This is a genomic window from Rhodococcus sp. NPDC059179, from assembly GCF_042754885.1.
Taxonomy (GTDB): domain Bacteria; phylum Actinomycetota; class Actinomycetes; order Mycobacteriales; family Mycobacteriaceae; genus Rhodococcus_G.
The window spans coordinates 227169-250716 of sequence record NZ_JBHZBV010000001.1; the positions used below are offsets into that span (position 1 = coordinate 227169).

Consider the following 23548-nt stretch of genomic DNA (forward strand, 5'->3'; position numbering starts at 1 on the left):
TCGGTCCCATCGACGCGGAGCCCGCGGAGCGTCCAGAAAGCGTCGAATCCTGATCGCAGGTCTGAGCGCGTCCGCCTGCGCAATCACGTTGTCCGCGTGCAGCGCTCAGGACGTCGAGGGCGCGGTGTCGCAGCTGTCGGCGAGCGCGCAGCAGGCGTTGGACGACTCCGCCGCCGCCCGCGACCTCCTGAACGCGGACAGCGGGATCGCCACCGCCGCCGCGGCCTGCCAGCTCTACGCGGGCTGGGAGGGGCTGCAGGCCGACGTGCGGTCCGCGCTCGCACCGGCCCTGACCACGCAGCTCGAGCGCTACGCCGCCGACGCCGATCCCGCGGTGTCCTCGGTGGCCCGGCTGACGGTGGCCCTGGTCAACGGCGGCGTCGACACGAACCAGACCGTGGTGGCGAACCTGCGGGAGGCGTGCCGGGCCATCTGACGGCGGACCGAATCGGGTCGGGTTTCCCCTTCCCAAACGTCGCGGGTGCTGGAACCGTGGTCGATGGGGCGTCACGCCCGCACCGACCGAGAGGAGCAGCAATGCCCACCCGTTCGAGCTACAAGCAGGGGACCCCGAACTGGGTCGACCTGTCCACCACCGATCCCGAGGCCGCGAAGTCGTTCTACGCCGGGCTCTTCGGCTGGGAATTCGAGGACATGCCCGCGCCGGACGGCAGCGGCATCTATTCGATGGCGAAGCTGCGCGGCCAGTACGTCGCCGCTGCCTCCGCGATGCCGCCGGACGTCCCCGAGGACCTGCCGCCGGTGTGGAACACCTACCTGGCGGTCGACGACGTCGACGCGGCCGCCGCGAAGGTGGCACCTGCGGGCGGGCAGGTGCTGGTGGGTCCCTTCGACATCGACCCCTCCGGCCGGATGGCGTACGTCGTCGACCCCTCCGGCGCCGCGGTCGGGCTGTGGCAGGCCGGGACCCACATCGGGGCGGGCCTGGTCAACGAGGCGGGCACGCTGATCTGGAACGAGCTGATCACCGCCGCACCGGAAAAGGCGCTCCCGTTCTACGAGGCCGTGCTCGGTCTCACCGGGACCACCACGGAGATGGAGGGCGGGCAGTACACGGTGCTCCAGGTCGGCGACGACCAGGTCGGCGGCTGCGCCCCGCCCCGAATGCCGGAGATCCCCGCCCACTGGCAGGTGTACTTCGCCACCGACAACGCCGACGAGACCGTCGCGAGGCTCAAGGCCGCCGGTGGCCGGGTGCTGGCCGAGCCGTTCGACGTGCCCGAGGTCGGCCGGATGTCGGTGGTCGCGGACCCGCAGGGCGCCGTCTTCAGCGTGATCCAACCACCGGCCGGACAGTGAGACGACGGGGAGCCTGACATGGCGCTGGGCTGGCTGGAGCTGCAACGCCGCTCCCACCGTGAGTTCGGAACCAGGGTCGAGGCGGTCACCGATTGGTCCGCCCCCACGCCCGACACCGACTGGGACACCGCGCAATTGGTGCGGCACGTGATCGTCGAGCAGCAGTGGGTGCCACCGCTGGTCGGTGGGCTCACCGTCGCCGAGGCCGAAAAGCACGTGCACCCGCTCGGCGACGACCTCGTCGCGGAGTGGCACCGCTATTCCGGGCTCGCGTCCGCGGCCTGGGAGGTCGCGCCGCCCGCGACGCTGGTGCACCTCTCGTACGGCGCTGTGCCGATCGAGCGGTACCTGCGCGAGCAGGTCTTCGACGTGACCGTGCACAGTTGGGACCTCGCCCGGGCCGCCGGGCTCGAGGAAAGCCTCGACGCCGACCTGGTCGCCGCGGTCTGGGAGGAGGCGGACGCACAGCGCGAGATGCTGAGCGCCACCGGACTATTCGCAAGCCCTGTTTCCGTACCGGACGACGCCCCGCTGCAGGTGCGCCTGCTGGCCGTGACGGGACGCGATGCCCGTTCCGCGTCCACACCTGACCCGACCGGAGGATGATGATGCCCGTGTCCGACGACCCGAACGTCCCCGACATCAAGCCCCGCAGCCGCGACGTCACCGACGGCCTCGAGAAGACCGCCGCCCGCGGCATGCTCCGCGCGGTCGGCATGGGCGACGCCGACTGGGGCAAGTCCCAGATCGGGGTGGCGTCCTCGTGGAACGAGATCACCCCGTGCAACCTCTCGCTCGACCGGCTCGCGAAGGCCTGCAAGGACGGCGTGTTCGCGGGCGGCGGCTACCCCCTCGAGTTCGGCACCATCTCGGTCTCCGACGGCATCTCGATGGGGCACGAGGGCATGCACTTCTCGCTGGTCTCCCGCGAGGTCATCGCCGACAGCGTCGAGACGGTGATGCAGGCCGAACGGCTCGACGGCTCGGTGCTGCTCGCCGGCTGCGACAAGTCGCTGCCGGGCATGCTGATGGCCGCGGCCCGGCTCGACCTGGCCAGCGTGTTCCTCTACGCCGGGTCGATCCTGCCCGGGATCGCGAAGCTGTCCGACGGCAGCGAGCGCGAGGTGACGATCATCGACGCGTTCGAGGCCGTCGGCGCGTGCTCGCGCGGACTGATGAGCCGCGAGGACGTGGACGCCATCGAGCGGGCCATCTGCCCGGGAGAGGGCGCGTGCGGCGGGATGTACACGGCCAACACGATGGCCAGCGCGGCCGAGGCGATGGGCATGTCGCTGCCCGGCAGCGCGGCACCCCCCGCCACCGACCGGCGCCGCGACGGCTACGCCCGGCGCAGCGGTGAGGCGGTGGTCGAACTGCTCCGGCGCGGCATCACCACCTCGGACATCATCACGAAGGAGTCGCTGGAGAACGCGATCGCGGTGGTGATGGCCTTCGGCGGGTCCACCAACGCGGTGCTGCACCTGCTCGCGATCGCACACGAGGCGAACGTCGAGCTGACCCTGGACGACTTCGCCCGTGTCGGTACCCGCGTCCCGCACCTGGCCGACGTCAAACCCTTTGGCAAGCACGTGATGACGGACATCGACCGCATCGGCGGCGTACCGGTGATGATGAAGGCGCTACTGGACGCGGGCCTGCTGCACGGCGACTGCCTCACCGTCACCGGTCGCACCGTGGCGGAGAACCTCGCCGACATCGCCCCGCCCGACCCCGACGGGAAGGTGATCCGGGCGATGAGCACGCCGATCCACCCGACCGGCGGCATCACCATCCTGTCCGGGTCGCTCGCGCCCGGTGGCGCCGTGGTCAAGTCCGCAGGCTTCGAGTCCGACGTGTTCACCGGCACGGCAAGGGTTTTCGACCGGGAGCGCGCCGCTCTCGACGCCCTTGAGGACGGCACCATCACCGCGGGCGACGCCGTGGTGATCCGTTACGAGGGCCCCAAGGGTGGGCCCGGGATGCGCGAGATGCTCGCGATCACCGCGGCGATCAAGGGCGCCGGGCTCGGCAAGGACGTGCTGCTGCTGACCGACGGGCGGTTCTCCGGCGGCACCACCGGGCTCTGCGTCGGACACGTGGCACCCGAGGCCGTCGACGGCGGCCCGATCGCACACGTACGGGACGGCGACCAGGTCCGGCTCGACGTCGCGTCGGGCCGACTGGATGTGCTGCTCGAGGAGACCGAGCTGACCAAGCGGGCGGAGGGCTGGGCGCCGTTGCCGCCCCGCTACACCAGGGGTGTGCTCGCCAAGTACTCGAAGCTGGTCGGTTCGGCGTCGCGCGGAGCCGTGTGTGGATGAGGACGCGGCAGCCGAGCAGCAGGCCGCGCCGGAGTTCGCGCTGATCCAGGCCGAGGTGGAGCGGAATCTGCTCGGCGGCGAGATGAAGTACACCCGCGACCAGGTCGCCGAGGTCTCCGGGGTACCCCTCGAGCGTGCGCAACGTCTCTGGGTGGCAATGGGTTTCGCCATGGATACGAACCCGGACGCTCCGATGTTCACCGACGCCGACGTCGCGGCGCTCCGCAGCATCACCTCGCTCGTGGACGCCGGGATCATCGACGCCGAGCTCGAGGTCCCGGTGACCCGTGCGCTGGGACAGTCCTTCGCCCGGCTGGCGGAATGGCAGCTCGGCCTGCTCAACAGCCATATCCTGGAACGAGTTCGGCGAACCGGCGGCGCAGGCGAGGCCGACGTGCTCGCCGTCGCCGCACAGGCGACCCTGGTCGCCGAGCAGATGCTGCCCACGCTGCAGAGCCTGCAGTCGTATGTGTGGCGCAGACACCTGGCCTCCAACGCGGCGCGCTTCCTGGACAGCGGAGGCAAGGGCTCCGACAGCCGCACCCTGGTGATCGGGTTCGCGGACATGGTCGGCTACACCAGCCTGACCCGGCGCATCGACATCGACGAACTGACCCGTCTGCTCGAGGACTTCGAGTCGACCGCAACGACGGTCATCAGCCAGGGCCGCGGTTGGGTGATCAAGAACCTCGGCGACGAGGTGATGTTCGCGGTCGAGGAACCGGCCGACGCCGCCCAGATCGCGCTGGCGCTGCAGGATGCGGCCCTCGCCACGGTGGACCTGCCCGCCCTCCGCGTCGGCATGGCCCAGGGCCCGGTCCTGCTGCGGTTCGGCGACGTCTACGGCTCCGTGGTGAACATCGCTGCGCGCCTGACCAGTTCGGCGCGGCCGGGGGCGGTGCTCGTCGACAGCGCGCTCGCGTCCGCGCTGGAAGGCGACCACGAACTCCGGCTCAGGTCGCTGCGGTCACTGCGGGTGCGCGGGTTCAGCCGACTCAAGGCGCACGCACTGCGGCGGGCACGCGACGCCTGATCACCCCGGCCCGCGCAGCCGCTGCCCCTCGGCCTCGAATCGCTCCTCGTAGGCCGCGGCCAGGTCGCGGAGCGCCCCCGGGCAGTCCCCGGTGAACGCGGGCCCGTGCATGAGCCCGAGGGTCGCGGGCGCGAGGTCCGCCAGCCCCCGGATGGTCGGCCCGAGGGCGGGAGTCAGCGCCGTCGCACGGCCCATCTCCTCCCCCGCCATGGCGGGGCCGACGATCTCGCTTTCGGTGACGGCGGGGGGCCGGCCGAACGCCGTGAACAGGTCGCCGCACAGCAGCGTCGACGTCGTCTCCTCGTACACCAGGCAGGCATCCCACCCGTGCGGCACGTGCGGGGTGTCGATGTGCCGCACCCGCCTGCCGCCCACGTCTATCACCTCGCCGTCCTGCAGCGGCCGGGGCTTCCGGTCCGCCAGGTCGTCGACCTGGACGAAGCAACTCAGCGCACCGTGGGCGACTTCCGCGTTGGGTGCGGCGGCAAGCCACGAGTTCATCGACCCGCACTCATCGGCCTCGACGTGTCCAAATGTGAGCCACCGCAGCCGGGCGAGCGGGATCACCCGGCTCACCGCCTCGGAGGCGAGGGGGAACAGCGCCCGCTGGCCCATGTGGAACAGCAGGGGTTCCTCGCCGTCGATGAGGTACTGGTTCACCACCAGATTGGCGTCACTGACGTAGGTCGAGAATCGGTAGATGTCCGATGCGATCTCGGTCGTTTCTGTGTCCATTTCCGGCTCCGCTCACCTCACGGCCCCCTGAAACAGCCTGCTCGCCGACGATGGCGAGCACAAGACCAGTCGACTACCGGAACGCCGACGAACCGGTGAGCGCCTGTCCGATCACCAGTTGGTGCATCTCGGAGGTGCCCTCGTAGGTGAGCACCGACTCCAGGTTGTTGGCGTGCCGCAGCACCGGGTACTCGAGGGTGATGCCGTTGGCGCCGAGGATGGTCCGGCATTCGCGGGCGATGGCGATCGCCTCACGGACGCTGTTCAGCTTGCCGAGGCTCACCTGCTCCGCGCGCAACTCGTAACGGTCCTTGAGCCGCCCCAGATGCAGCGCAAGGAGCTGCCCCTTACCGAGCTCGAGCGCCATGTCCGCCAGCTTCGCCTGGGTCAGCTGGAACGCGGCCAGCGGCTTGTCGAACACCTCGCGGCTGCCCGCGTAGTCGATCGCGGCCTCCAGGCAGTCGCGGGCGGCGCCGAGCGCACCGAACACGATGCCGAACCGAGCCTCGCCGAGGCAGCTCAGCGGCCCGGACAGCCCGCTCGCCTCGGGCAGCATTGCCGAGGCGGGAAGTCGCACGTCGTCGAGCACCAGTTCCGAGGTGACCGAGGCCCGCAGGGACAGCTTGTGTTTGATCGCGGGCGCCGAGAAGCCGGGGCTGTCGGTGGGGACCAGGAACCCGCGGATGCCGTCGTCGGTGCGCGCCCACACCACGGCGACGTCGGCGACCGAGCCGTTGGTGATCCACATCTTGGTGCCGCGCAGCACCCAATCGCCGCCATCGCGCCTGGCGGCGGTGCGCATCCCCGCGGGGTTGGAGCCGAAGTCGGGTTCGGTCAACCCGAAGCAGCCGAGGGCCTCTCCGGTTGCCATCCGCGGCAGCCACTGCTGCTTCTGCTCCTCCGAGCCGAAACGGTGGATGGCGAACATCGCCAGCGACCCCTGCACCGACACCAGACTCCGGATTCCCGAGTCGACCGCCTCGAGCTCCTGGCAGGCCAGCCCGTACGCCGTCGCGCTCGTCCCGGCGCAGCCGTACCCCTCGAGGTGCATGCCGAGCAGTCCCATTCGACCGAGCTCGACCGCGAGCTCGCGCGCGGGCAGCGTGCCCGCCTCGAACCACTCCGCGACATGCGGCCGGATCCGCTCCGCGGCGAACCCGCGAACGGTGTCGCGGATCGCCAGCTCCTCCTCGTCGAGCAGCGAGTCGAGCGAGAACAGCTGGGAGACGCTCTGCGGCACGGACATCGGGCTCCTCCGATTCGGGTCAGACGCCGTCGGCGCCGAGCGAAGCAAGGGTGTTCTGTGCCTCGGCGAGTTGCCTGCTCAGTTCCTCGACCCGCTTGGCCGCGGCGTCGCGGGCGGCGGTGAGCACGGAGGCGACCGCCTGTTCGGCGGCGGGATCACCGAGCTCGCGCACCGCGCGTTCCACGGCGTCGGCGGACACCGGGGCCGCGCGACCTGGGCGACGTTCGCCGTGGGTCACCGTGACCGTCCACTCGTTGCCCGCCTCGGCGTGCAGGGTGACGCTCACGCTGGCCGGATCCTTGGGCCTGCGCGCGCGTTTCAGCGGCGCGGTGGCCGGGCCGTCCGTTGGGGGCGTCTCCGGCCTCGGTGCGAGCGTCATCGATGCGGGGGCCTTCGGTGCGGTCACGGATGCCTTCGGTCGGGTCGGGGGGATTGCGGGAGCGGCGGCCTTCGCGGGAGCCGCGGCCTTCGCGGGAGCGGCCTTGGCGGGAGCGGCCTTGGCGGGAGCCGCGGCCTTCGCCGGAGCCGCGGCCTTCGCGGGAGCGGCCTTGGCACCCTTGGCCTTTGCCTGCCCCGTGGTCGGGTTCCTGGTCAGCCGGAGCTCGTCGGCCTCGAACGGCAGCTCGTCGTTGACGCCCTTCGGTCGCAGCATCAGCGTGCTGCCCTGCACGGAGAGCACCCGCGCGGAACATCCGGCGGCAAGGCCCAGGCTCGGTGTGGGTTCGATCAGGTAGACGGTGGCGCGCTTACCCGCGGCGAGTGCCTCGGTCAGCTCGGTCAGATTCTGCGCGGTGAGGCTGTCGCCGCTTCGCTTGCGTGGTGGCATTCCGGGGCTAGATGGGGCGGAAGCCCGCGCCAACGCCGCCGCCGGCGTTGATGTCAGCCATGATCACGTCGATATTTGTGCCGAGTTCCGGTCCGATGCATGCGAATCCCACGTAAGCGTTCACCATGCCGACCAGGGTAGTGCCACGCACGACCGGGCTTCCGGAGTCACCCTCGATGACGCACATCTGGGTCCACGTCTCGTGGGTCTGCACCAGGTCTCCCCAGGTGATGCCGCAGGTGTTGCCGGTCCGAAGGCCTTCCTTGCACACGATATCCGGGAAGTTGGCAGGCGCGCCCAAGCCGGTGATGGTGACGTTGCCGACCCGATTGACCGGGACGACCTTGCCCGGGGTGAACTCGATGACCGCGTAATCCCACTGGGTGCTCTTGCTGACCATGTGGCCGAGGATGCCCGCTTCTTCGTTGTGCGAGGACGCAATTGCCGCGCCCGGTTCACCGCAGTGCCCTGCCGTGATGCCGACGAGGCGACCGGCGCCGTCATGCCCGATGGTGGTCAGCGTGCACATCGCCTCGCCGCCGACGATGATCCCGGAGCCACCACCCAGCACCGCTGGGCCTGCGGCCGCGGCGGGACCGACACCGACGAGGGAGACCATGGCCGCCGCCATGGCGAATAGAATTGCGAGTCTTTTCAACATCGTCTGTCCCCTCCGGACGTCTGTCGTCGTCATGTCTCGGCCCCATCTCACCTTTGATGATCGACTGCCTTGTCGGCTGGGCCTCACGATCGAACCGTGGGGTGCCCTCGATCATAGATCCGTAGCGGCGTCGGTACCCAGCCTTTAGCCGGGTGAGGATTCACCCCGCACGGTACGGGCGGCCAGGAAGTCGTCGACGATCCGCGCGCAGGCCTCCGGGCCGAGGGGCCGCAGCGTCGCGAGCTTGGTGAACACCACCGGCCCGAGCAGCTGCGCCAGCGCCAGCTCGTAGTCCATGTCACCGAGCAGCGCCCTGGCCCCCTCACTCGCGAAGATTCGGTCGAAGGGCGTTCGGTACTGCTCCGCGATCTGACGGCGCAACGACCTCAACTCGGGGCGATCGGCGCCGCCCGCCCCAGGCACGGCGGCACGTTCGACGAGGCCCGGCCCCATACCGAGCCAGCACAGCGCGGTCAGCTGCATCGGCGCGGCCTCGATCAGCTTCGCCTGGTCGGTGAGCACCGCGACGAGCTGTTCCCGCAGGTCACCGCCCTCCGGCAGCGTCGCCGCCGGCGGAATCAGCCGCCCGAACGCGGCCGCGACCAGTTCGGTCCCGCTGTCGAAGTGCCGGTACAGCGTCGCGCGGGCCACCCTCGCCGCCCTGGTCACCGCATCGATGGTGACGGCCTCGGTGCCGCCCTTGGCCAGCAGCGCGGTCGCCGCGTCGAGCAGGCGTGCGCGGGAGCGGACCTTGCGGGGGTCCTCGCGAGAATCGGCTTCGGCCGCCGCGGCGGGCTGCTGGTCGCCCATGCCACCTCCAGTGACTGTGGGAATGCTGGGGTTGTGGAACTATCGGTCTCCAAACGATACTGACAGTCTTGTTTTCTTCCCCGGAGGCGCTGATGAACGGTCCGACCGAGTCCGCCAAAATCAAGATGTCCGCCCGAGAAGTATGGACGCTCACGGTGGTGTGCTCGGCCGTGGCGATGGTCATGGCCGCGGCCGCGGCGCTCTACTCTGCGCTGCCGGGACTCGCCCTCGACACCGGGGCAACCCAGAGTCAGCTGACGTGGATCGTGGACGGCTACACCCTCACCCTTGCGGCCCTGCTGCTGCCCGCCGGCGCGCTCGGCGACCGGTACGGCCGCCGCGGTGTGCTGACCATCGGGCTGCTGGTGTTTGCCGCGGCGTCCGCGGTCCCGATCTTCCTCGACTCGCCGCTGTGGCTGATCGGGTCGCGCGCCGCCGCAGGCATCGGCGCCGCCCTGGTGATGCCCGCAACGCTGTCGCTGCTGACCGTGAGCTTCCCGCCTGCGCAGCGAGCGCGGGGCGTGGCCATCTGGGCCGGGGTCGCCGCGGTCGGCGGGATCGCCGGCCTCCTGGTGTCCGGATTGCTGCTCGAGCGATGGCAATGGCAATCGATCTTCGTCGGCTTCGTCGTCGCCGGGCTCGCGTTGTTCGCCCTTGCCTGGACCCTGCCGTCATCCCGGGACCAGGACCCGCCTGCCTTCGACATCCCCGGGGCGCTGCTTTCCATGGCGTCGATCGGCCTGTTCGTGTTGGGCCTGCTCGAGGGCCCGATCCGCGGCTGGACCGATCCCGTGGTGGCCGTCGCGCTGATCGTCGGCATCGCGGCCGGGGTGGCGTTCGCCGCCGTCGAGCTCCGCCGCGAACATCCGCTGCTGGACGTGCGCCTGTTCGGGGTCCGCGGGTTCGGCGCCGGCGCGGCCTCGCTGACCCTGCAGTTCGTCGCGACCTTCGGCCTGTTCTTCCTGATCATCCAGTACATGCAGCTGGTGCTCGACTACACCGCGCTGCAGTCCGCGCTCGCGCTGGCACCGATGGCCGTGCCGATGATCGCCGTCTCCGTGCTCACCCCCTGGCTGATCCCCCGGCTCGGGATGCGTGCGCTCACCGCCTCCGGGCTCGCGCTTGCCGGGTTCAGCCTGATTCTGCTCGGCAGGCTGGAGGCCGACGGCGGATACGGACCGGCCGTCGTCGCATTGCTGATCTTCAGCCTCGGCCTCGGCCTCTGCACCGCGCCCGCGACCACAGGCATCGTCGAGAACACCCCGGACGGCAAGCAGGGCGTCGCATCAGCGGTCAACGACACGACCCGCGAGATCGGCGCGGCCGTCGGGACCGCGCTCGCGGGCAGCCTGCTCGCGGCCAGCTACAGCCACAACATCGCGCCCGCGGTCGCCGCGGCGCCGGAGATCGCGAAGGAGTACGTGGGCAGTTCACTGGCCGCGGCGCTCGAGGTGGCCCGGATAGGAGGTGGCCCACAGGGAGAGCAGCTCGCCGAGTTCGCCCGCGGCGCGTTCATGGGCGGGATGTCGGACGCGTCCTACGTGCTGGCCGGGGTGATGCTGGTGTCCGCGGTGCTCGTCGGCATCTGGGCACCAGGACGGGCGCGCACCGCGACGGTCGAGCGCAACGCCGACAACACCGATCTGGTGACCTCAGAGACCGAGTGAGCGTCCGACCGGTCAGGCGCCAACGACGGTGAGCACCAGCAGCGCGACGTTCAGGGCGATGATCACGGCCGTCGCCACCCAGGCCGCGACGGTGGTGCCGCGCCGGTTGAGGTGCTCGCCCATCAGCCCTCGCTCTGAGGTCATCCGCACCAGCGGCACCAACGCGAACGGGATACAGAAGCTCAACACCACCTGACTGATCACAAGCGACGTCGTCGGATCGGCGCCCATCGCGAGCACGACCAACGCCGGGATGAGCACCAGGATCCGGCGCAGCAGCATCGGGATCCGGAAGTGCAGCAGGCCCGACATGATCTCGGCACCCGCCGCGCAGCCCACCGATGTGGAAGCGAGGCCGGAGGCCAGCAGGCCGATCGCGAAGATCACCGCCACCGCCGGGCCGAGGGCGCTGGAGATGGCCGCGTGCGCGCCGGCAATGGTGTCGGTGCCCTCGATCCCGCGCAACGCGGACGCGGCCAGCAGCAGCATCGCGATGTTCACCGAGCCCGCGACGATCAGCGCACCGACGACGTCGACCTTGGTGGCCTTGAGCAACCGGGGCAGCAGGCCCGGCTCGATGTCGCGGCCGTGCCGGTCCCTGGCGAGCGACGAGTGCAGATAGATGGCGTGCGGCATCACGGTGGCGCCGAGCATGCTCGCCGCCAGCAGCACCGTCTCGGTGCCCTCGAAGCGCGGCATCAGACCGGCCAGCGCCTCGCCGCCCGAGACGTCGGTGAACGCCAACCCGCTGACGAAGCCGAGCGTGATGATCGCGAGCATGCTGATCACGACGAACTCGAAGGTCCGCTGGCCGCGGCGCTGGGTGGCGAGGATGGCCATCGACACGGCGCCGGTGATCAGCCCGCCGAGCGGCAGCGGTACCCCGAACAACAGGTTGAGCGCGATCGCGCCGCCGATCACCTCGGCGAGGTCGGTCGCGACCGCAGCGAGTTCGGCCTGCACCCAGAACGCCCTGCGCTGGACCGGCCGGAGACGATCGCCGAGCAGCTCCGGCAGCGAGCGCCCGGTCACAAGGCCGAGCTTCGCGGAGAGGTATTGAACGAGCACCGCCATCGCGTTGGCCAGCACCAGGACCCACACCAGCAGATAGCCGTACTTGGCGCCCGCGGTCAGGTTCGAGGCGACGTTGCCCGGATCGACGTACGCGATCGCGGCGACGAACGCGGGACCGGCCAGTCCGATCAGGCGCCCCTTGGCCGAGCCGGCTTCCCTGGGCGCACGCTTCGGCGCAGCGACGCTCAGATCCTCCACTGACACAGCCGTCTCCCCGTCGCTACCTTCACCCCACCAGAGTTCGAGAAACCATATCACTATGTTCGGGCACCCAAACTTCAGCTGTTACGGAACGGCCGCCGGTGACAGTTGTCACACGCCTGCGGCGGCGGTACAGTCGCGGTACCTGTTACTCGTTGTCACATAAATGGAGGACCCGCAGATGACAACCGCAACCCCGCTGCAGCGCCCCGCGGTCTCCGATCGCGAAGAAACGGCAAGGCGGTTGCTGGCGTCCTCCGCGCGCAAGTCCTACGACCCGATGATCGAGGTCGACTGGGAGGCGCCCATCCCCGCCGACAAGTACGGGCTCACCCCCGAGTGGAGCACGCTCTACGGCACCACGCTGTGGGACGAGATGACCCTCGAGCAGAAGGTCGAGCTGACCAAGCACGAGGCCGCCAGCGTCTCCAGCGTCGGCCTGTGGTTCGAGATCCTGCTCATGCAGATGCTGCTGCGCGACGTCTACGGCCGCGACAAGCATTCGCGGCACGTCCAGTTCGCCCTCACCGAGGTCGCGGACGAATGCCGCCACTCGGTGATGTTCGCCCGGGCAGGCGAGCGCTTCGGCATGCCCGGCTACGGACCGCACCCGGTCATCCACAAGCTGGCCCGGATCTGGGGCGGCTTCTTCAAGGGCGCCAACGCCTACGCCAGCGTGATGGCCGCCGAGGAGATCCTCGACATGATGCAGCGCGACTTCATGAAGGACGAGCGCGTGCAGCCGATCACCCGCACGGTCAGCAAGATCCACGTCCTCGAGGAGGCCCGGCACATCCGCTTCGCACGCGAGGAGGTCGGCCGCCGCCTTCAGGGCGCGAGCCGGGCCCGCCTGCAGATCGAGCGGCTCAGCACCGCGATCGTCGTCTATTTCGTGATGAAGTCGATGATCAGCAAGGACGTCTACGCGAACGCGGGCCTCGACGCCGAGCGCGCCCTCGCCGAGGCCAGGGCGAACTCGCATTACAAGGACAAGGTCCGCACCTCCGGCGCCAAGCTGATGCAGTTCCTCGACAACTCCGGCCTCGTCGGCGGCCCGTCCAAGCGCCTCTACAAGAAGGTCAACCTGCTCTGACCCGACGCGTGTAGGCCGATCGGCCCCGCATTCCCAGCTCCCGCACCGAGGAACGACTCCCCATGGCATACGTGATCACCCAGGCGTGCTGCAACGACGCCTCCTGCGTCGCGACCTGTCCGGTGAACTGCATTCATCCGACGCCGGACGAAGCGCAGTTCACGACCACCGAGATGCTGTACATCGAGCCCGACACCTGCATCGACTGCGGGGCTTGTGTCGACGCCTGCCCCGTCGCCGCGATCTTCCCGGAAGACCAACTGTCCGAGGCGGACGCCCGGTACGCGGAGATCAACGCGAACTACTACGAGAAGTACCCGCTGCAGGAGGGCTGGCGGACGCTCGAGCCCGTGGAAGCCAAGCGCCGCGACCTCGGCACCCTTCGTGTCGCCATCGTCGGCGCGGGTCCGGCCGCCTCGTACGCCGCCGAGCAGCTCCTGGTGCACTCGGACGTCGAGGTCGAGATGTTCGAGAAGCTGCCCACCCCTTGGGGTCTGATCCGCGCAGGTGTCGCGCCCGACCATCCCGGCACCAAGGTCATCACCGACGCCTTCGAGTGGACCGCGGCCAAGGACGGCTTCCAGTTCCACCTGGGCGTCGAGGTGGGCAAGCACCTGAGCCACGACGAGCTGATGGCCAACCACCACGCGGTGATCTACGCCGTCGGCGCGTCCAGCGATCGCAAACTCGACATCCCCGGCGAGGACCTGCCCGGCAGCCACGCGGCCACCGAGTTCGTGGCCTGGTACAACGGCCATCCGGACTACGCCGACCGCAGCTTCGACCTGTCCGGTGAGCGCGCGGTCATCGTCGGCAACGGCAACGTCGCGATCGACGTGGCCCGCATCCTCACGATGGACATCGACGAGCTCGCCAGGACCGACATCGCCGATCACGCGCTGGAGGCGCTGCGCCACAGCAACATCCGCGAGGTCGTACTGCTCGGCAGGCGCGGGCCCGCCCAGGCCGCCTACTCCACCCCGGAGTTCCTCGCGCTCGGCGACCTGAACGGCGTCGAGGTGGTGATCGACCCGGCCGAGCTCGAACTGGACGAGGCAAGCGCCCGCCTGCTCGAGAGCGGCGAATACGAACCGTCCACCGCGTTCAAGGTTCAGCTCGCCCGCGAGTTCGCCGAGCGCACAGGCACTCCCGGTAGCAAGCGGATCGTCTTCCGCTACCTGACCTCGCCCACGGCAGTACTCGGCGCCGACCACGTCGAGGCCGTCACCGTCGTGCACAACGAACTCGTCGCCGGGGCCGACGGCTCGCTGAGCGCCAGGCCGACCGCGGACTCCGAGACGCTGTCGGCCTCCCTGGTGCTGCGCTCGATCGGCTACCGGGGGCGTCCACTCGCGGGCGTCCCGTTCGACGACCGCCGCGGCACCATCCCCAATGACGGCGGCCGGGTGCTCGAGGCCGCCGACGGCGCGCCCGTCCGGGGCGTCTACGTCACCGGTTGGATCAAGCGCGGGCCGTCGGGCGTCATCGGCACCAACAAGGCCTGCGCCAAGGAGACCGTGCGGCGACTGATCGAGGACTTCCAGTCCGGCGGCCTCAGCCGACCGGTCGGCAGCCGCAAGGACCTGACGAAGCTGGTCACGCAGCGACAGCCCGCCCGGATCGACCACCGCGGCTGGCAGGCGATCGACGCCGCCGAGCGCGCGGCCGGCGCCGCGTCCGGTCGCCCTCGCGTCAAGCTCACCGACGTGGACGAGATGCTCGGCGTGGCCAAGATCCGTCGACGGTTGCCGCTGATCAAGCGCTGACGCACCTGTGCGTGGTTTTGGTAGCGCTCGCTACCAAAACCACGCACAGGTGGCGGAGCCGCCTATCCCCAGCGGGACTGGCCGCCGTCGAGCGGGATGGTCGCGCCGGTGAGGTAACGGGAGTCCTCGGAACAGAGGAACACCACCGCGCGGCCGATGTCGGCCTCCGGGTCGCCGACGCGTCCGAGCGGGATTCCTGCGACGAACTCGGCGGCCTCCTCCGGGTTCTTGTCCATCCACCACTCCAGCGCCGGCGTGAGCGCATGCGGGGCAACGTTGTTCACACGGATGCCGTCGCGGCCCCACTCGGCGGCGGCGGCGCGGGTGAGCACCCGGGTGCCCTCCTTGATGGAGCCGTAGACGCCGTAGTTGCTCGCGTCCCACCGCACCGAAGCGGAGGTCACCAGGTTGATCACCGAGCCGCCGCCGCGGGCGACCATGTGCGGGTGGCATGCCCGCATGAACCGCAGGGTCGCAAGCGGACCCGACGCGAACGCCCGCTCGAAGTCCGCGTCGACGACGTCGAGCAGCTTGCCCGGCTTGGAGTCGTTGGCGTTGTTCACCATGATGTCGATGCCGCCGAACTCGCTGACGGTCCGCTCGACGGCGCCGGTGATGTCCTCGGCGACCGAGACGTCGCAGCGGACCGGGATCGCGCGGCCGCCGAACTCCTCGATCTCCGCGACGGTCTTGTGCAGCTTGGACTCAGTACGGCCGGCCACCGCGATCGCGACGCCTTCCTTGGCGAGGGCCAGCGAGATGCCTCGTCCGATGCCCTGCCCCGCACCGGTGACGAGCGCGACCTTTCCGTCCAGGGTTCCCATACCTATGCTCCGATCATGAAGTGATTCAGCCGATTTCCGGGTGGGTGGCGAGATAGCGCGCCGGGTACTCGCCGCCACCGTGCACCGCGATGTCCGCACCGTTGACATACGACGACAGCGGCCCGGCCAGGAACAGGCAGGCGCCCGCGATGTCCGAGGGCACCGCCATCCGCGCCATCGGCAGCGTCTTGGTGACGGCGGCGCCGCCGTCCGCGCCGTAGACCGCTGCCGCGGCCTCGGTCCGGATCAGCCCCGTGGTGATGTGGTTGACCCGCACCTTCGGCGCCCATTCGAGTGCTAGCGCCTTGGTGAGCACCAGCAGTCCACCCTTGGCCGCGGAGTAGGCCGCGGTGCCAGGCTGCGGGTCCTGTCCGGAGACCGACCCGATGTTGACGATCGAGCCGCCTGCGCCTTGCTGCATCAGCCGGTTCGCTGCCTGCGCAACGTAGAAGGGCGCCAACAGGTTCAGCGCGACGATCTTCTCCACGAACCGCGGCGAGACCTCCGCGGCGTCGGCGTCGGGCGAGCCGCCCGCGTTGTTGATCAGCACGTCGAGCCCGCCCATCGCGGCGTGCGCGGCCTCGACCATGAGCCGTACCGCGTCGGCGTCGCGGACGTCCACGGGCAGGAACGCCGCCCGGCGACCGTCGGCCTCGGGCAGCGTCTCCGGCTCGCTGCGCGCGCAGACGGTCACCTGCGCGCCTGCGGCGAGGAAGGTCTCCGCGGTGACGCGGCCGATCCCCTTGGTACCGCCCGTGATCAGGACCGACTTGCCGGTGAAATCGGCGGGGTTCGCGATGGCCACGGCGCTCAGCCCGCGAACTTCACGCGGGCGCCGGAGATTGCATCGCCCACCGCGAAGTCGACGGCGCCGTCGATCTGCCAACCTCGGACCGGCAGACTCTGCCCCGGAAACACCGGCGCCGCAAAGCGACCCGACAGTTCCACCAGGTCAGCGGGATGCACGCCGAGCTCGCGCGCGATCGGCAGCGTGCTCGCGGCGAGGGTGCACAGCCCGTGCATGATCGGCCGGGGCTGGCCGATGCGGGCTGCCGCCTCGGGGTCGATGTGGATGTGGTGCATGTCGCCGAGAAGGCGGTACAGCGCGGTCTGGTTCTCGGACGTCACCAGGTCGACCGTCAGCCCGGGCTCGCCGACGGGCGCAGCGGGCTTCGACGGGCCGCGTTCGCCGCCGAATCCGCCGTAGCCGGGCGCGAAGAGCGACCAGGTCGCCACGAAGTACTCGCACTCGACGAGCACCTCGAAGACCGCAGCGCCGCCCTTGTCCCAGACCTCGCCGACCGAGGCCGTCAGGGTCACCTCTCCGGAGCGCGGCAGCGGCGCCAGCACCCGCAGTTCCTGGGAGCCGTGCAGCGCGGTCTTGGTGTCGAAGGCACCCCGCGAGCCGAGCTCGTCGGGCGCCCACTGCGCCAGCGTAAGCGCGAACGTCGGCAGCACCCGCAGCTTCTCCTCGAAGACCAGGTCCAGTTCGGTGGCCTTGGCCCCGACCGCGAGCGCGTAGATGATCGCGTCGCGCTCGGTGTAGCTCACCGTCCGCGTACCCAGATCCACCCCGCGCCAGCGGCCCGCGTTCTCCACGACGGTGTCGGTCATCATGCAGCTCCCAGAATCAGTCCGCTGGTCGGCACGGCAGTGCCCGCGGTCACCAGTATGTTCTCCACTTCGCCCGGCTGGTTGGTCGAGGTTCCGCGGATCACGCGGACGGCCTCGGCGACTCCGTTGACGCCGTGCAGGTAGGCCTCGCCGACCTGGCCACCGTGGGTGTTGGTGGGCAGTCGGCCACCGATCTCCAGATTGCCGTCGCGGATGAAGTCCTTGGCCTCGCCCTGCCTGCAGAAGCCGAGTTCCTCGAGCTGCGGGAGCACCAGCGGGGTGAAGTGGTCGTAGAGGACGGCGGCCTGGATGTCGTCGGGGGTCAACCCGGACTGTCCGTACAGCTGCCGGCCGACCAGCCCCATCTCCGGGATGCCGGTGATGTCGGGACGGTAGTAGCTGGTCATCATGTGCTGGTCCTTGGCGCTGCCCTGCGCGGCACCCTTGATGACGACGGGCTTGTGGGCCAGCGTCTTTGCCCGCTCCGCGGAGACGATGACGAGGGCCTGCCCGCCGTCGGTCTCCTGGCAGCAGTCCAGCAGGTGCAGCGGCTCCGCGATCCAGCGCGAGCTCTGGTGGTCCTCGAGCGTGATCGGACGCTCGTAGAACCAGGCCTTCGGGTTGTTCGCGGCGTGCTTGCGCGCGACCACCGCGACGCGTCCGAAGTCCTCACTCGTCGCACCGTACTGGTGCATGTAGCGCCGGGCGAACATCGCGACCCACTGGGCGGGAGTCGACAGGCCCTGTGGGGTCATCCACGCGTACGCGGCGCGATCGGTGGTGCTGTCCATCGGCCGGTCGTGCTGACCGAGTCCGTAGCGCACCCCGGAGCGTTCGTTGAACGCGCGGTAGCAGACCACCACGTCGGCGACACCGGTCGCGACCGCCATCGCGGCCTGCTGCACCGGCCCGCATGCCGCACCGCCGCCGTAGCCGATGCGGGAGAAGAACTTCAGCTCGCCGAGGCCGCAGTTGCGGGCCACGTGAATCTCGCTGTTGGTCTCGGCGGTGAAGGTGGACAGGCCGTCCACCTCGGACGGGTCGATGCCTGCGTCCGCGAGCGCGGCGACGACCGCCTCGCAGGCGAGCTGCAGCTCGCTGCGGCCGGAGTTCTTCGAGAACTCGGTGGCGCCGATGCCGACGATGGCGGCGGCGCCGGACAGGGGGCTGATCGCCATCATCGGGTCCCTTCTGCGAATGCAACGGTGACGGTGCCGGAGAGGTGGTTACCCATGCTGTTCGCGCCCTGCACCTTCAGCTCGACGAGTCCGTTCTCCTTGGAGACGACCTCGCCGGTCATGGTCATGGTGTCGCCGGGGTAGTTCGGGGCACCGAGACGGATCTTCACCCGGCGCAGCGCGGCGTGCGGGCCGGCCCAGTCCGTCACGAACCGCCCCGCCAGGCCGTTGCTGGTGAGGATGTTCATGAACACGTCCTTCGAGCCGCGCTCGCGCGCCAACTCGGGGTCGTGGTGGACGTCCTGGAAGTCGCGGGTCGCGATCGCGGTGGAGACGATCAGCGTGCGGGTCAACGGGATCGCCAGTTCCGGGAGCACCTCGCCGACCGTGATGTCGTCGTAGGCGCGGCCGGTCAGGGCGGGTGCGGCGGCGGTCATCCGACCACCTCGACACCGGCGGCGAGCTGGGCACCGAGGCGTGCGAGATCGGACGCGGAGCCACCGAGGGTGGCGCCGATCTGCTTGCCCCACAACAGGTGCCGGTGCACCGGGTAGTCGGTGTCGACACCCATGCCGCCGTGCAGGTGGGTGGTGCGGTGCACGATGCGCTGGCCACCGTCGGTGGCCCACCACTTCGCGACGAGCACGGAGGTGCCCGGGTCGACACCGTCGCCGAGGTTCTGCGCGGCCTGCCACAGCGTCACGCTCATCGCCTGGAGGTCGATGTAGCAGTCCGCCAGCTGATGGTTGACGGCCTGGAACGTCGCGAGCGGGCGCCCGAACTGGTGCCTGCCGTTGAGGTAGGTGACCGTCTGCTCCACCGCCGCGGAACCGACGCCCAACTGGATCGCGGCGAGTGCGAGCTCGACGCGGTCGACCAGCCACTGCGCGGTGCTGCCGTCGGCGGGTCCGAGCAGTTCGGCCGGAGCGGACTCGAACGTGACGTTGCCGCAGATCTCCCAGTTCGTGGACTGGGTCTGCTCGACCGAGACGCCCGCGGCGGCCAGGTCGACGACGAACAGTGCGGCACCGGTCGGCGTGGTCGCCGAGACGATCGCGCGGTCCGCGACGTGGGTGATCGGGACGACGGCCTTGGCTCCGGTCAGCGTCCACCGGCCGGCGGCCTCGGTGGCCGTGGTCAGCGGGTCGCCCGCGGCGTACGGTCCGAACTCCTCGAGCCCGATCGTCAGGAAGCTGGTGCCCTCGGCGACGCCGGGGACCAACGCGGCGGCCTGCTCGTCGGTGCCGAACTCGGCGACCGCGAGGGCCGCGAGGGCGGACTGCCAGATCGGCACCGGCGCGACGTGGCGGCCCTGCTGCTCGAGGAGCACGTACAGCTCGGCGAGGCCGAGTCCGCCGCCGCCGAGGTCCTCGGGCAGCGCGATGCCGAGCAGGCCGGTGGTCGCGAGCTCGCGCCACAGGTCGCGGTCGATCCGCTCGGCGCTCAGCTCGACCTGCTTGACCCGGTCGATGCCGGCCTTGCTGGTGAAGACCTCGCCGGCGAGGGTGCGAATCGCTTCCTGCTCTTCGCTGTACTTGAAGTCCATTACGAGTCCTCCCGTGCGGCCGGCCGGAACGCGGGCAGCGTCAGATCCGGGTCGGCGTCGATCCAGTCCAGTACCACCGGCATGTCGATCTCGACCTCGTCCGGCGTCACGCCGGTCATGTTCGCGATGAGTCGGGTGCCCTCTTCGAGTTCGATCGTCGCCACGACGAGCGGGTACTCGAATCCGGGGATCCGCGGGTGGTGGTTGACGACAAAGCTGTAAACAGTGCCACGGCCCGAGGCGTCGACGGTGTCCCAGTCGAGCGACTGGCACGCCCCGCACATCGGTCCCGTGGGGTGGCGCAGCGTTCCGCAGGCCGTGCAGCGCTGGATCACCAGTCGGTGCTCCTTGGCTGCCTCGAACCAGAAGGCGTTGTCGGCGTTGAGCGCCGGACGCGGACGCAGGCCCTTGGGCTCTTCCGCGGCCTTCGGCTTGAAGCGGAGGGTGCGCCACCGCTGGGTGGCGACCACCGCGTCGTCACCGCGGCGGTACGTCTTCAGGGTCGTGACGAAGTGCCCGACACCGAGGCCCGTTGCCTTCTCCTCGGAGATCGATTCGATCACCTCGGTGAGCGAAACCCGGTCGCCGGGGCGCAGTTCCACGAAGAACTCGAAGTCCGAGTCGGTCGCGACGACGGACGTGAAGCCCTCGGCGTCGAGCGTGGCGATCAGATCGGTCCACACCTGCGACGGATCGTTGTTCGCCATCTTGTCGTTGAACGTGCGCATGGTCCACACCTGCGCCATCAGCGCGGGCGCGACGGCACCGTCGCGTCCGGTCGCCCGAGCGGCATCGTCGTCGAGGTAGATGGGGCTGGTGTCGCCCATCGTCTCGACCCAGTGCCGGATCATCGGGGTGTTGACCGCGTCCGGGCCCCACATCGTCGGGGTCAGGACCTGCCCCTCGAATTCCTTGAGTGTGGAGAGGAAGTCGCTCACTTGACCCTCTTCTCCCGCACCAGGCCAAGGCCCATGGTGCCGACCATGTCGCGCAGGACCTCGTTGACGCCACCGCCGAACGTGTTGACCATGCCCTGACGGGAGATCTGCTCGATCTGACCGGCCAGCAGCGCACCCGGCGACTCGGGCCGGATGCGTCCGGCAGCGCCGAGGATCGCGAGCAGCGTGCGGTAGACGTCGATGTGCGTCTCGGTGCCGTACGCCTTGGTGGCGCCTGCGTCCGCGCCGGACAGGGTGTCCGCCGCGACGGCTGCCGTCATCTTCCAGTTCAACAGGCGCATCGCCTCGAGCTTCGCGTGAGTGCGCGCGAATTCCTGCTGCACCCAAGGGATCTCGATGGCGCCGTTCTCCTTGGCCCAGGCCAGGACCTGGTGCCACAGGCCGTAGGTGCGGCCACCGATCGCGGCGAGACCGATGCGCTCGTGGTTGAGCTGCGCGGCGATCAGCTGCCAGCCGCCGTTGACCTCGCCGATTACGTCACCCTGCGGAACACGGATGGCGCTGTAGTACGTCGAGGTCACCGTCAGGCCACCGACGGTGGGGATCGGGGACCACGAGAAGCCGGCGTCGTCGGTGGGGACGACCAGGATTGAGATGCCCTTGTGCTTGGGGGCCTCCGGATCGGTGCGGCACGCGAGCCACACGTAGTCGGCGGTGTTGGCGCCGGAGGTGAAGATCTTGTTGCCGTCGACCACCCACTCCTCGCCGTCGAGGACGGCGCGAGTCTTGAGCGAGGCCAGGTCGGTACCGGCCTCCGGCTCGGTGTAGCCGATCGCGAAGACGATGTCGCCCGCGAGGATGCCGGGCAGGAAGCGCGCCTTCTGCTCCTCGGTGCCGTACTTCATCAGCGTCGGTCCGACGGTGTTCACGGTCACGAACGGGAACGGCAGTCCGGCCCGCTGCACCTCGTCGAAGAACACGAACTGCTCCTCGATCGAGCGGCCCTGTCCGCCGTATTCGACCGGCCACCCGATGCCAAGCCAGCCGTCCTTGCCCAGCAGCTTGACGATCTCGCGGAAGTACTCACCGCCGACGCCCTGCTCACCGGCCTTGCGACGCTTCTCCTCGGGCAGTAGGGCCGCGAAGTACGCGCGCAGCTCCCGGCGCAGTTCGACCTGCGCCGCAGACTCCCTCAACTCCATCGATGCTCTCCCGTTTCTCGCGCTGTATCCACATACACCTCGCGCAGGATCGGACGCTACGGAGCGATGCGGATCCGATCCGGTTCAGTCTCACTCAGCGGTAGATCCACCGGGCCGTCTCCGTCGCCCGGGATGAACGCCGCCACCATCAGCGCGAACAGGGCGGCGGCGGCCCCGATGCCGAACACCAGCGCGTACCCGCCCGCCGTCGGGAATTCGACGCCCGCGACCTGCATCATGGACGCCGTGGTGATCGCCGCGACGACGGCGCTGCATGCGGAGGTGCCGACGGACCGGGCCAGCGCGTTGAGACTGTTCGCCGCCGCGGTCTCGGATACCGGTACGGCGCGCATGATCATCGCGGGCACCGCGCCGTAGGCGAAGGCCGCGCCGACCGCGGTCACCGCGATGCAGGCGACGATCACGCCCAACTGGTGTGGCACCAGGGCGCGGGTGGCGTTGGTGGCCAACAGGATCCCGGCGCCGAGGAGGAAGGTCGTCCGCGGGCCCCTGCGCCGCGATATGTGCGCGGACACCGGCGAGAACGCGATCATCATCAGCCCGCCCGGCAGCAGGGCGATCCCGCTGAGGGTGAGCGACATCCCGTAGCCGTACCCGGTCTCGGTGGGTGCCTGGAAGATCTGGGCGCTGACCATGAACGAGGTGAACATGGCGAAACCGATCAGGATCGAGGCGATGTTCGTCAGCAGCACCTGCCTGCGGGCCGAGACCCGCAGGTCCACCAGCGGGCGCCTGGCGCCGGCCGCGGACAGCCGTAGCTCGTAGACGCCCCAGAGCAGGAACAGCGCGGCCGACGCCGCGAACAGTCCGAGAACGGTCGCGCTAGTCCAGCCCCAGTTGTTGCCCTGGGTCACCGCGAGCAGCAGGCAGATCAGCGCCGCGGACAGCCCCACCGCCCCGGCCAGGTCGAACCGGCCCCCGGTCCGGACCGGCGATTCGGGCACCAGGGCCCAGACCGTGACGAACTCGATGATCCCGAGCACGGCGGCGCCGCCGAAGAGCCAGTGCCAGCTCAGATGCTCGGCGACTACACCGGTCAGCGGCAGCCCGATCGCGCCGCCCGCGCCGAGCGTCGAGCTCATCAGCGCGATCCCGGAGCCGACCTTCTCCTCCGGCAGCTCGTCGCGCATGATGCTGATGCCCAGCGGGATGACGCCCATCGCGGCGCCCTGCAGCGCCCGTCCGACGAGCACCACCACGAACTCGTCGGACACCGCGCCGAGCGCACTCCCCAGCACCATGAGCGCGAGCGCGACCAGCAGCATCCGGCGCTTGCCGAACATGTCGCCGAGCCTGCCCAGCACCGGCGCGCACACGGCCCCCGAGATCAGGGTCGCGGTCACCAGCCACGCCGCGTTCGAGGCCGACGTGTTCAGCAGCCGCGGGAACTCGGGCAGCAGTGGCATCACGATGGTCTGCATGAGCGACACCGCGATGCCGCATGAGGCCAGGGCCAGCACCACGAGCCGGGACGACTTCCCGGCGATCGATTGTGTGGCCAACATTCCTCC

General features: G+C 69.9%; 23 protein-coding genes. 8 read left to right on the top strand and 15 right to left on the bottom strand.

Going from position 1 to position 23548, the window contains the following annotated elements:
* The first annotated feature begins 88 nt into the window (after positions 1-88).
* The 5 genes from ACFXMV_RS01040 to ACFXMV_RS01060 all read left to right on the top strand — a co-directional run bounded on the left by ACFXMV_RS01040 (position 89) and on the right by ACFXMV_RS01060 (position 4674).
* On the top strand, positions 89-436 hold the full coding sequence (locus ACFXMV_RS01040; protein WP_378498931.1) for a hypothetical protein: 348 nt from the start codon (positions 89-91) through the stop codon (positions 434-436).
* 101 nt (positions 437-537) lie between these two features.
* On the top strand, positions 538-1320 hold the full coding sequence (locus ACFXMV_RS01045) for a VOC family protein (RefSeq protein WP_378498930.1): 783 nt from the start codon (positions 538-540) through the stop codon (positions 1318-1320).
* A gap of 18 nt (positions 1321-1338) precedes the next feature.
* The gene (locus tag ACFXMV_RS01050) at positions 1339-1926 is read left to right on the top strand and encodes a TIGR03086 family metal-binding protein (RefSeq protein ID WP_378498929.1); all 588 of its coding nucleotides are present in this window, start codon (positions 1339-1341) and stop codon (positions 1924-1926) included.
* A gap of 2 nt (positions 1927-1928) precedes the next feature.
* Positions 1929-3641: a dihydroxy-acid dehydratase gene (gene ilvD, locus ACFXMV_RS01055; protein WP_378613119.1), complete on the top strand. Its 1713-nt coding sequence runs from the start codon at positions 1929-1931 to the stop codon at positions 3639-3641.
* Positions 3634-4674, top strand: coding sequence for an adenylate/guanylate cyclase domain-containing protein (locus ACFXMV_RS01060; protein WP_378498927.1), 1041 nt, complete (start codon positions 3634-3636; stop codon positions 4672-4674). Before ilvD ends, ACFXMV_RS01060 begins: the two co-directional genes overlap by 8 nt.
* Here ACFXMV_RS01060 and ACFXMV_RS01065 read toward each other — a convergent pair whose 3' ends face one another.
* The 5 genes from ACFXMV_RS01065 to ACFXMV_RS01085 form a co-directional block, all read right to left on the bottom strand.
* A complete protein-coding gene (locus ACFXMV_RS01065) occupies positions 4675-5409 on the bottom strand; it encodes an MBL fold metallo-hydrolase (RefSeq protein ID WP_378498926.1) in 735 nt (244 codons plus the stop codon).
* 73 nt (positions 5410-5482) lie between these two features.
* Complete coding sequence (locus ACFXMV_RS01070) at positions 5483-6655, bottom strand: acyl-CoA dehydrogenase family protein (RefSeq protein WP_378498925.1); 1173 nt, start codon at positions 6653-6655, stop codon at positions 5483-5485.
* Positions 6656-6674: 19 nt separating this feature from the next.
* On the bottom strand, positions 6675-7481 hold the full coding sequence (locus tag ACFXMV_RS01075; protein WP_378498924.1) for a translation initiation factor: 807 nt from the start codon (positions 7479-7481) through the stop codon (positions 6675-6677).
* A 7-nt stretch (positions 7482-7488) separates the two neighbouring features.
* Positions 7489-8142: a serine protease gene (locus ACFXMV_RS01080; RefSeq protein ID WP_378498923.1), complete on the bottom strand. Its 654-nt coding sequence runs from the start codon at positions 8140-8142 to the stop codon at positions 7489-7491.
* A gap of 144 nt (positions 8143-8286) precedes the next feature.
* Positions 8287-8952, bottom strand: a complete 666-nt coding sequence (locus ACFXMV_RS01085) for a TetR/AcrR family transcriptional regulator (RefSeq protein WP_378498922.1) — start codon at positions 8950-8952, stop codon at positions 8287-8289.
* 92 nt (positions 8953-9044) lie between these two features.
* On the opposite strand from ACFXMV_RS01085, the gene ACFXMV_RS01090 reads away from it, so the two are divergent.
* Positions 9045-10619: an MFS transporter gene (locus tag ACFXMV_RS01090; protein ID WP_378498921.1), complete on the top strand. Its 1575-nt coding sequence runs from the start codon at positions 9045-9047 to the stop codon at positions 10617-10619.
* Positions 10620-10631: 12 nt separating this feature from the next.
* Here ACFXMV_RS01090 and ACFXMV_RS01095 read toward each other — a convergent pair whose 3' ends face one another.
* Positions 10632-11891: an Nramp family divalent metal transporter gene (locus ACFXMV_RS01095; RefSeq protein ID WP_378498935.1), complete on the bottom strand. Its 1260-nt coding sequence runs from the start codon at positions 11889-11891 to the stop codon at positions 10632-10634.
* A 184-nt stretch (positions 11892-12075) separates the two neighbouring features.
* Between ACFXMV_RS01095 and ACFXMV_RS01100 the strand changes: the two genes are divergently transcribed.
* Complete coding sequence (locus tag ACFXMV_RS01100) at positions 12076-12987, top strand: diiron oxygenase (RefSeq protein ID WP_378498920.1); 912 nt, start codon at positions 12076-12078, stop codon at positions 12985-12987.
* Positions 12988-13049: 62 nt separating this feature from the next.
* Positions 13050-14753 carry an FAD-dependent oxidoreductase gene (locus ACFXMV_RS01105; RefSeq protein ID WP_378502349.1) on the top strand — a complete coding sequence of 568 codons (1704 nt, stop codon included), beginning with the start codon at positions 13050-13052 and terminating at the stop codon, positions 14751-14753.
* Positions 14754-14815: 62 nt separating this feature from the next.
* On the opposite strand, the gene ACFXMV_RS01110 is transcribed toward ACFXMV_RS01105, so the two are convergent.
* From ACFXMV_RS01110 to ACFXMV_RS01150, 9 genes are read right to left on the bottom strand one after another with little or no spacing between them, the layout of a single operon-like run.
* On the bottom strand, positions 14816-15577 hold the full coding sequence (locus tag ACFXMV_RS01110) for an SDR family NAD(P)-dependent oxidoreductase (protein ID WP_378499927.1): 762 nt from the start codon (positions 15575-15577) through the stop codon (positions 14816-14818).
* A gap of 25 nt (positions 15578-15602) precedes the next feature.
* Positions 15603-16382, bottom strand: a complete 780-nt coding sequence (locus ACFXMV_RS01115) for an SDR family oxidoreductase (RefSeq protein ID WP_378499926.1) — start codon at positions 16380-16382, stop codon at positions 15603-15605.
* 5 nt (positions 16383-16387) lie between these two features.
* Positions 16388-17191: a MaoC/PaaZ C-terminal domain-containing protein gene (locus tag ACFXMV_RS01120; RefSeq protein WP_378502693.1), complete on the bottom strand. Its 804-nt coding sequence runs from the start codon at positions 17189-17191 to the stop codon at positions 16388-16390.
* Positions 17191-18369: a lipid-transfer protein gene (locus tag ACFXMV_RS01125; RefSeq protein ID WP_378499924.1), complete on the bottom strand. Its 1179-nt coding sequence runs from the start codon at positions 18367-18369 to the stop codon at positions 17191-17193. The genes ACFXMV_RS01120 and ACFXMV_RS01125 overlap by 1 nt, the downstream gene beginning before the upstream one ends.
* A complete protein-coding gene (locus ACFXMV_RS01130; RefSeq protein WP_378499923.1) occupies positions 18369-18806 on the bottom strand; it encodes a MaoC family dehydratase in 438 nt (145 codons plus the stop codon). The genes ACFXMV_RS01125 and ACFXMV_RS01130 overlap by 1 nt, the downstream gene beginning before the upstream one ends.
* Complete coding sequence (locus tag ACFXMV_RS01135; protein ID WP_378499922.1) at positions 18803-19915, bottom strand: acyl-CoA dehydrogenase family protein; 1113 nt, start codon at positions 19913-19915, stop codon at positions 18803-18805. The genes ACFXMV_RS01130 and ACFXMV_RS01135 overlap by 4 nt, the downstream gene beginning before the upstream one ends.
* On the bottom strand, positions 19915-20853 hold the full coding sequence (locus ACFXMV_RS01140; protein WP_378499921.1) for a bifunctional MaoC family dehydratase N-terminal/OB-fold nucleic acid binding domain-containing protein: 939 nt from the start codon (positions 20851-20853) through the stop codon (positions 19915-19917). The genes ACFXMV_RS01135 and ACFXMV_RS01140 overlap by 1 nt, the downstream gene beginning before the upstream one ends.
* The gene (locus tag ACFXMV_RS01145) at positions 20850-22016 is read right to left on the bottom strand and encodes an acyl-CoA dehydrogenase family protein (protein WP_378502692.1); all 1167 of its coding nucleotides are present in this window, start codon (positions 22014-22016) and stop codon (positions 20850-20852) included. Before ACFXMV_RS01145 ends, ACFXMV_RS01140 begins: the two co-directional genes overlap by 4 nt.
* A 56-nt stretch (positions 22017-22072) precedes the next feature.
* Complete coding sequence (locus ACFXMV_RS01150) at positions 22073-23542, bottom strand: MFS transporter (protein WP_378499919.1); 1470 nt, start codon at positions 23540-23542, stop codon at positions 22073-22075.
* Between the last annotated feature and the right edge of the window lie 6 nt (positions 23543-23548).

Bases quoted from the DNA above. Each gene is read 5' to 3' on its own strand.
- ACFXMV_RS01120 (WP_378502693.1), bottom strand. From the start codon at position 17,191: ATGACCGACACCGTCGTGGAGAACGCGGGCCGCTGGCGCGGGGTGGAT.
- ACFXMV_RS01050 (WP_378498929.1), top strand. From the start codon at position 1,339: ATGGCGCTGGGCTGGCTGGAGCTGCAACGCCGCTCCCACCGTGAGTTC.
- ACFXMV_RS01090 (WP_378498921.1), top strand. From the start codon at position 9,045: ATGAACGGTCCGACCGAGTCCGCCAAAATCAAGATGTCCGCCCGAGAA.
- ACFXMV_RS01105 (WP_378502349.1), top strand. From the start codon at position 13,050: ATGGCATACGTGATCACCCAGGCGTGCTGCAACGACGCCTCCTGCGTC.
- ACFXMV_RS01150 (WP_378499919.1), bottom strand. From the start codon at position 23,542: ATGTTGGCCACACAATCGATCGCCGGGAAGTCGTCCCGGCTCGTGGTG.
- ACFXMV_RS01130 (WP_378499923.1), bottom strand. From the start codon at position 18,806: ATGACCGCCGCCGCACCCGCCCTGACCGGCCGCGCCTACGACGACATC.
- ACFXMV_RS01070 (WP_378498925.1), bottom strand. From the start codon at position 6,655: ATGTCCGTGCCGCAGAGCGTCTCCCAGCTGTTCTCGCTCGACTCGCTG.
- ACFXMV_RS01100 (WP_378498920.1), top strand. From the start codon at position 12,076: ATGACAACCGCAACCCCGCTGCAGCGCCCCGCGGTCTCCGATCGCGAA.
- ACFXMV_RS01045 (WP_378498930.1), top strand. From the start codon at position 538: ATGCCCACCCGTTCGAGCTACAAGCAGGGGACCCCGAACTGGGTCGAC.
- ACFXMV_RS01110 (WP_378499927.1), bottom strand. From the start codon at position 15,577: ATGGGAACCCTGGACGGAAAGGTCGCGCTCGTCACCGGTGCGGGGCAG.
- ACFXMV_RS01075 (WP_378498924.1), bottom strand. From the start codon at position 7,481: ATGCCACCACGCAAGCGAAGCGGCGACAGCCTCACCGCGCAGAATCTG.
- ACFXMV_RS01125 (WP_378499924.1), bottom strand. From the start codon at position 18,369: ATGGCGATCAGCCCCCTGTCCGGCGCCGCCGCCATCGTCGGCATCGGC.
- ACFXMV_RS01080 (WP_378498923.1), bottom strand. From the start codon at position 8,142: ATGTTGAAAAGACTCGCAATTCTATTCGCCATGGCGGCGGCCATGGTC.
- ACFXMV_RS01135 (WP_378499922.1), bottom strand. From the start codon at position 19,915: ATGGACTTCAAGTACAGCGAAGAGCAGGAAGCGATTCGCACCCTCGCC.
- ACFXMV_RS01065 (WP_378498926.1), bottom strand. From the start codon at position 5,409: ATGGACACAGAAACGACCGAGATCGCATCGGACATCTACCGATTCTCG.
- ilvD (WP_378613119.1), top strand. From the start codon at position 1,929: ATGCCCGTGTCCGACGACCCGAACGTCCCCGACATCAAGCCCCGCAGC.
- ACFXMV_RS01085 (WP_378498922.1), bottom strand. From the start codon at position 8,952: ATGGGCGACCAGCAGCCCGCCGCGGCGGCCGAAGCCGATTCTCGCGAG.
- ACFXMV_RS01145 (WP_378502692.1), bottom strand. From the start codon at position 22,016: ATGGAGTTGAGGGAGTCTGCGGCGCAGGTCGAACTGCGCCGGGAGCTG.